The sequence below is a fragment of the Trichocoleus sp. ST-U1 genome (assembly GCF_039961835.1).
Lineage (GTDB): Bacteria > Cyanobacteriota > Cyanobacteriia > Cyanobacteriales > FACHB-T130 > FACHB-T130.
Genome location: NZ_JAMPJZ010000139.1, coordinates 1 through 7,377, shown reverse-complemented (window position 1 = coordinate 7,377; position 7,377 = coordinate 1). Strand labels below are relative to the sequence as shown.

Annotated in this window: 7 protein-coding genes; 1 reads left to right on the top strand and 6 read right to left on the bottom strand. The window is 47.6% G+C overall.

The window, feature by feature from the left end:
• Positions 1-104: 104 nt before the first annotated feature.
• Both NDA06_RS25860 and NDA06_RS25855 read right to left on the bottom strand, forming a co-directional pair.
• Positions 105-1,031, bottom strand: coding sequence for an acyl-CoA desaturase (locus NDA06_RS25860; protein WP_190437334.1), 927 nt, complete (start codon positions 1,029-1,031; stop codon positions 105-107).
• A gap of 115 nt (positions 1,032-1,146) precedes the next feature.
• Positions 1,147-2,292 (bottom strand): M23 family metallopeptidase, encoded by a 1,146-nt coding sequence (locus NDA06_RS25855; RefSeq protein WP_242047543.1) that lies wholly within the window; start codon positions 2,290-2,292, stop codon positions 1,147-1,149.
• Here NDA06_RS25855 and NDA06_RS25850 point away from each other — a divergent pair.
• Positions 2,265-2,579, top strand: a complete 315-nt coding sequence (locus NDA06_RS25850) for a hypothetical protein (protein WP_242047542.1) — start codon at positions 2,265-2,267, stop codon at positions 2,577-2,579. The genes NDA06_RS25855 and NDA06_RS25850 overlap by 28 nt on opposite strands.
• Before the next feature lie 61 nt (positions 2,580-2,640).
• Here NDA06_RS25850 and NDA06_RS25845 read toward each other — a convergent pair whose 3' ends face one another.
• From NDA06_RS25845 to NDA06_RS25830, 4 genes are all read right to left on the bottom strand, one after another.
• On the bottom strand, positions 2,641-4,569 hold the full coding sequence (locus NDA06_RS25845) for a glycosyltransferase family 39 protein (protein ID WP_190986789.1): 1,929 nt from the start codon (positions 4,567-4,569) through the stop codon (positions 2,641-2,643).
• A gap of 281 nt (positions 4,570-4,850) precedes the next feature.
• Entirely contained in the window at positions 4,851-5,393 is a 543-nt protein-coding gene (locus NDA06_RS25840) for a hypothetical protein (RefSeq protein ID WP_190425580.1), read from the bottom strand.
• A gap of 170 nt (positions 5,394-5,563) precedes the next feature.
• Entirely contained in the window at positions 5,564-6,061 is a 498-nt protein-coding gene (locus NDA06_RS25835) for an ATP-binding protein (RefSeq protein ID WP_190986788.1), read from the bottom strand.
• A gap of 11 nt (positions 6,062-6,072) precedes the next feature.
• Positions 6,073-7,248: a hypothetical protein gene (locus NDA06_RS25830; RefSeq protein WP_206755395.1), complete on the bottom strand. Its 1,176-nt coding sequence runs from the start codon at positions 7,246-7,248 to the stop codon at positions 6,073-6,075.
• Positions 7,249-7,377 lie beyond the last annotated feature (129 nt).

The following is a 7,377-nucleotide window of genomic DNA, read 5'->3' as shown; positions in this document are numbered from 1 at the left end:
GGGTTTAACGCTTTCTAACAACGCCTAACAACATTTTTGAGTTAGTCCAGGCGTTTTATATCAAAATGAGATGCTTTCAGCGGCTAATGGGTCAAATTCACCTACTATCCAACTGAAGAAGTGATGCTTTTCAGTTCGATTTCGCTTGAGGATGGAACTTTGACATTCCAGACAAGCCCTAAGCGATTGAGGGCGAGGATACCTAACCAACCGAAATCAAGTTGCCACCATCTGAGTCCAAACCTTGCCGAGTGCTGGAAAGCATGGTGGTTATTGTGCCATCCTTCACCGAGGGTCATGATGGCGACGAAAAGATTGTTCTTACTTTGATCTTCTGTGGGAAATTGGCGTTTTCCCCAAAGGTGGCAGACTGAGTTGACGCTAAAAGTAAACTGGTGCAAGAGGAAAATCCGGATACCTCCGCCCCAGATTAAGCCTCTCAATGCTCCTGACCACGACCCGGTTAAGACTCCACCCAGAAGCGTCGGAATTAACAGAGAAAGTAGCACCCAAAGGATGTAGAGCTGGTCGATTTTTTGGACAACTTTGTCACGATTGAGATCCGAGACATAGGGGTATGGGGGCGTCCAATCGACGTTTAGCAGCCAGCCAGTATGGGCGTGCCAAAAGCCTTGAACAACTCCCCAAAACCCTTCTCCGTGAATATTTGGTGAGTGGAAGTCTTGTTGAGTATCTGAGTAGAGGTGATGACAGCGATGGTGGCTCACCCAGCTGGCGACTGGGCCTTGACCTGCCATGCAGCCAGCGATCGCTAAAAAAGCCCGTACAAATGCCCCTGCCTGAAAGGCACGATGGGTGAAAAACCTGTGATACCCCACAGTGATGCCAAAGAAAGTCAGGGCGTACATCCCTACGAGTAGACTCAGATCCAGCGGCTGGACCCCACGTTCCCAGAAGATGATAGCCAGGGTCGCAGCGATAAATCCCACCACAGGCATGGCGACGACGATGACATTCAGTGCTTTCTGAAAATTGCTGATTTTAGAAGGATTCGAGAAAGAGATTGACACTTGTTTGGTTGAAATAGACTACTCGCGCAATAAAACTAAGAATATCTGATTGTTTGCCGTTAAATTCCCGGATAATTGTCCAGTTTAGGGCTGATACGAGTCGGTTTTCATGAGCCTAAAGGAAGGTAATCGGGTCTACAGGTGTGCCATTTTTACGGACTTCAAAGTGAAGATGGGGTCCCGTAGAAAAGCCAGTAGAACCAACTGCCGCGATCGCATCGGCTCGGTTTACAGATTGTCCTTCCGAAACATAGATTTCGCTGGCGTGACCGTATAAGGTGGTGATGCCGTTGCCGTGGTCGATAATTACCGCCTTCCCGTAACCTCCATACCATCCAGCAAAAATTACCTCTCCGCTGTTGGCGGCGCGGATCGTGCTGCCATAACTTCCCCCAAAGTCAAGACCAGAATGGAAACGGCGGTAGCCCAGAATCGGGTGGACTCGCCAACCAAAATTGCTTGTAATTCCCGCATCGCTGGGGTAGCTGAAAATACCCGATCCGCGAATAATGTCCCTCCCGCGAAGAATCGCTTTGCTCGCTGCCGCTTCTCTTTCTCTTTTTGCCTTCGCTTCTGCAACTCGTTTTTGAATGAGAGTGCTAATCCCTGCGGAATCCTCTGCTAAAACGTTCTCGGCGGCTTCTAAGGCTTGCCGGTTAGTATTCAAGCGTTGAATGAGCTGCTGCTGAGCCTGTGTCTGAGCTTCAAATTCGGCTTTTTGTGCCAGCAATTGCTGGGTAATCAGAGCAATTTGGTTTTTCTGCTGTTCGATCTCGGTTTTTTGGCGATCGATTTGGTCAGCTTCCGCCTTCAAGTTTTTCAAGATTTGTTGGTCGGCTTGAAACACCAATTTGATCTGGCGACGCCGGTCGGAAAACTCACTAAGATTTTGGCTAGAAAGCAGGATTCCCCATCCTTGGTGAGAGAGTTGCTGGCGTTGCAGGAAACGCAAACGGGCAACTGTGGCGGCTTGCTTTTGTTGATAAGAGCGTTCCGCGATCGCCAGATCCTCTTGTAACGTCTTTAATTCCTGAGTGGCTCTTTGTAATTGGTACTGGTAGTCATTAAGCTGGGTACCCGTTAATTCCAGGTTTTGCTGCAAGCCACTGAGTTGCCCCTTCGCGGCTTTTTGGAGTTTTGATAAGCGATCGCGTTCTTTAGAATAATTAGACCGCTGCCGATCTAGTTGTTGCTGCATCTGTCGCAGCGTTTCTATTGTGACGGGTGACGGCGATGGTAAATCTTCAGCGAGCACCGGCATCGCTAGCAAAAGCCAAAGGAAAATTAGGCTACAAATTAGGCAACCAACAACCGGCAATCGGCACTGATGCCAAAAATTTTTCCTTTTTCCTGAAGATGGTGCTTTCATCCTTTCAAACTCAGTCGTGCCAAAACGCCGAATTTCATCATGATGCCACCAGAAATTTTATTCACCTAATATTCCAGTCGGCTTGCCGAACAAGCATTGCCGAACCACTGCATTTCCTGCCCTCTCCACCCCCAACCCCTAAGCGAAAAGCCAGAGGGATTGGGCGTGTGGTGTTCTAATCACGGGCAATGATCCAGGCTTGATATGACTGCAAGCTGCGGCAGTTTAACAATTTAGCATTTAGCTAGAGTGTCGATGCTGGACACTGGCGACGATTTGTTTTGACAACCGAATGAGTTGATAAGCACCGGCTTTGCCTAAATTTTGGTACTCCTTGGGCTGTATTTTTGTGTTCTCTAAATATTTAGGCTCAGTCAAAATCAATACCGAAGGTGGCTTGGGTTGAGTCGCCGCGATCGCTTCAATGTATTCCATTGCCGAGCTAACTTTGGCAAAGTAATTCACCGGGCGCTGCGTGTAAAATACGACACTCGGTTTTTTGAAACCAATCATTAATATGGCTTCCCCTGGCTGCTGGACTTGGGCGATCCGTGCCGATAATTCCCGCAGCGGCATCTGACGTGCTCGATCCATCATGAAGTAGGCAGGCGTTACCACAAAGATGATAAAAGCCATAAATCCGATTAGATTTGAAGTCCACAGCCAACGCCACCGCCGTCGTTTCAGCAGCAACAGCCCTGTCCAAATAGCGGTTGCTCCCCAGATGATGCCTCCCCACACCGTCAAACCAGATCGTTGAACCATTTGGCGCAGATCGGGCACGGCAGGGTCATATCCTAAGAAGTTTGGGCTGTATAGAAGCGCACCTGCCAGAACTGATAAAAACACCACATTGACAACGCCACTCCAAAACAAAGGACGGAGGAATGAGGGCTGAGGACTGAGGACTGAGGACTGAGTGGGGAATTCTCCTTCTGGCTGGTTAACTGCTAATTCTGAACTACCGACTTCTTCCTCAGTTCTCAATCCTTTCACCCCAGTCCTTAATTGGTCGCTGAACAAAAGTGCCACCAAAATTCCTGCTGCTGGCATTAAAGGCAGCACATAGCTGGGGAGTTTTGTCACCGCAACGGTGAAGAAGCCAAAGATCCCGGCAAACCAAAATAGAGCAAATAAACCTAAATGAGTGGAACGGGGGGAGTTCCGCCATTTGCTGCGCTGCCAAAAGCGGAGACGGGCGATCGCTACCGGCAAATAAATCGACCAAGGCGCAAAACCCAGCAGCACCACTAGGAAGTAAAAATACCAGGGTGCCCAGTGGTGATTAACAACGCCTGTGAAGCGTTCCAAGTTGTGATAACCAAAAAACTTATTAACGTAGTTTTCGCCGTTCCGCAAAATCACCAAAACATACCAAGGCACTGCCAAAACCAACACCAGTGCCAAGCCCCGAATCGGAAACATCTCCCCCAACACTTCCTGAGCCTTGCCCAGGTAAAGTAGAAAAGCCCCAATAATCAGAACGGGTAAGACAATGCCGACCGGCCCTTTCGTCAAGATTGCCAAGGCAACTAGCACGTAGAAAGCGAGATACCAACGAGTTTGGATCGCGGGTTGGTTGGTGTTGACATAGCCAAGAAAAAAAGAAAGTAGCGCACAACCCACGCAGCCGGTTAGCAGCATATCAGAGACGCCTGTGCGTCCCCAGACAATCATTTCTGGATTTAGAGCGATCGCAGCCGCACCTAGTAAAGCCGATAGCCACAACTGACGCTGCGTTATCATCCCATCCCTAGCTTGCCCCGTCACCGCACTCGGAGAAGGAAGCCCATAGTAGCGCAACGTATAGAAGCCTAATCCCGTCACAGCGATCGCAGACAGCGCCGAAGGCAAGCGCACCGCCCATTCATTGACGCCAATCAGTTTATAAGCGATCGCCATCAGCCAGTAAACTAACGGCGGCTTATCAAAGCGCGTCTCCCCGTTAAAATACGGTGTAATCCAATCTCCCGTTACCGTCATCTGGCGGGCAGCTTCAGCAAACAGCGGCTCAGTTTCATCAACCAGACCGATATTCCCTAAATTCCACACAAAAGCCAGCCAGCAAACCACCAGCACCCACAGAATCGATAGACCCGCCAGCCTGCTGGGATGCTTCTCCCAAGATTTCCACCAACTTCTAACCGTTCGCTCAACCCTAAATTTCATGAACCCCCGAACCGTCCGTCAGTAATGGGCAACCTCAAAAGGCATTTTCCCAGACCTTAATCTAGCTGGAAATGCGACGCCAGCGCACCCATTGCAAGATGTCATGACTCCCGCCTACCCAGCAGCACTTCCTGACTCTGGCAAAACCTATGTGTTCCCTAAATTGTCAGCGGTGAATGGGTACATTGATAAGAAGTCATGGGTAATTCGTCCGTAGAGGAGAAAAAACAACTGACTCCTAACTGCTGACTATAAACGAATGACCCCTGACTATCTACGACCTAAGATTGCAAAACCAGTTGCCATTCCGACACCTGAGCATTCCAGACAGGCAGAGGCGTCTCACCTACAACATACGGTCCCCAATACCGGCGGGAACCATCTTGGGCAAATGCCACCAGAATATCCCCCTTTTTTAGCTGCAAATCCCCTCCAGGTAGCGATAAAGTCACGCCCTGGCTTCCCCCTTCTCCTGGGGCAAAATCCCAGTGTGCTGGCTCTCCATAAGATGTCGTTGGTGGCTGATAAGTCAGCAACGCCAGCCGTAACGGATACTCCGTTTGATTCGTCACCCGTAAAGGCCCTTGACGAGTCGTAATGAGCGGGATTTGTCGATCGTCTGTAGGTGAGGCAACTGGTGTAGAGTTCGGCAACTTTCCCGCGCCGGGAGGATTTTCCCGCAGTGAAGCATTCGTTTTTGAGAGCAACGAAGCATCTAACTTTACCCAATTGAGTTCCACCCGCTCCTGAAGCAGTCCCAGCCCTAACCCGATGAGTCCTAAAAGCACAGCAATCAGAAACCCAGGGTAAACCTTTAAAATCATAAGCTTTTGGATAGTCTTTCAGGAGTTTACCTTCCTTGATGGCAAAAAGCTCCGCCAAAGACGGACTCTTCGCGTGAGCGATCGCGCCCATCGCCATTTTTCATCTACGCCACAAAACAAGAATCTTGGGTGAGGCTTCTAGACACTCAAGCTTTGGATGTTTCCCGCCCCTATAACACTTTTGAAAGGGCTGTCCTGAGCGGAATCTCAATCATAAACTTCGTCCCTTCTCCTGGCGCTGAGATACAGCTCAATTGCCCACCATGTTTATCTACGACAATCTGATAGCTAATGGATAAACCTAGCCCCATCCCCTTGCCTACCGGCTTCGTTGTAAAGAAGGGTTCAAACAGACGTTGCCGAACTTTTTCCGGCATTCCCGGTCCGTTGTCAGCAATCTGAATCGCTACTTTCTCACCATTAATTAGTTCCGTGTGAATCTGAATCTTTGGCAAGGGGTAATTCGCACTTTCGGGTCGATTATCGATTCCCCGTATCTTCTTACTCATTACCTCATCGATTGCATCAATTGCATTCGCCATAATATTCATAAACACCTGGTTAAGTTGTCCGGTGTAACATTCCACTAACGGCAACTCACCATACTCTTTCACCAGCTCAATTGCCGGACGCTCCGCGCTCGCTTTTAGACGATGCTGTAGAATCATCAACGTGCTTTCTAACCCAGCATGAATGTCCGCAGGCTTTCCGATTGCTTCGTCAACCCGCGAGAAGCACTTGTTAACGTTACGAGAGTAATTCCCAGCCGTTCCAAAACTTGTAGCCCTGTATCGACGGCTTTAACCATCTGAAATTGACAGCTATAAATCTGGATTTGTAGCTCGTTTACCTTTACTTCGTCGATTAAACTTGTAGATTGTTCTAGGGCAACTTCAGCTAAAGTAGCTGCCTGCTCAAAGTTGATATTTAAGTATTCTGCTTCCGCTGACTCAAGATGAAGTGTAAGCGTTAAATCGTAGTGGCTTTGCCAGCTATTTTCAGTAAGCAGTCTTAGTCCTGCAGTTAAGTATCTGGCAGATGCTTCATAAGCCGATGCTGCTTTGGCTTTTTTCCCAGCCATCAGATTGAGTTGGGCAAGTTCATCTTTGTCTGCTTGGTGAACAAGCAACTCCGCCCCAATATTGAGCTGGTTGACAATATCAAAAATATTCTCTTCCAGTGCATATTTAGCTGTTTTTTGTAACAACTCTTGACCAACTTTTAGGTGGGTTAATTTTTTCCGCTCCTCCGGAATCAAAGAATAAGCCGCTTGCTGCACTCGGTCGTGTAAAAATTTATAACTAATCCTGATATCTTCAAGCAGAAAATCTCCTTTTTCTGCTTGATCAAAAAATAGAGGGATTTTATAAGTATTGCTCAAAGGTAAAACTAAACCAGCTTGAAGCGCCTCCCACAAATCATCAGCAGTATTGATTAAAGATTGCTTATTGACAATAGATAGAGCCTCTAAGGTAAATTGGTTTCCAATGCAAGCAGCTAATTTTAGAACTTCCTGGGTTTTTGTCGACAATCTTTGAATATTTCTGGCAACCAGTTCGACGACGTTATAATCTGTAATCCCAATCCTTTGGATTCGATCGAGATTCCAAAGCCAGCGACTTTCAACAAAGTCGAAATGTAAAAAACGTTCAGAGTAAAGTGTCTGAAGCAGTTGTGTTAAAAAGAAGGGATTACCTTGAGTTTTATGAAAGACAAGCTCAGCGACTTCCTTCGATCTTTCGGTTTCTTGAAGGGTATCAGCTACTAATTGATAGACATTTTCAATATCCAAAGGACGAAGAATAATGTTATTGACAATCGCCTCTGTTTTTTTTAGTTCGTCCAAAGCTAGCATCAACGGATGAGTTTGACTAATACCAGTTTCCAATGAAGATGCACTAAATTGAAGAAAGCAACAGGGTAGGTGTAGGAATGGCAAATCAGTTCAAAGTGGCAGTCCAAGAGACAACGGAAGAACTGCAAC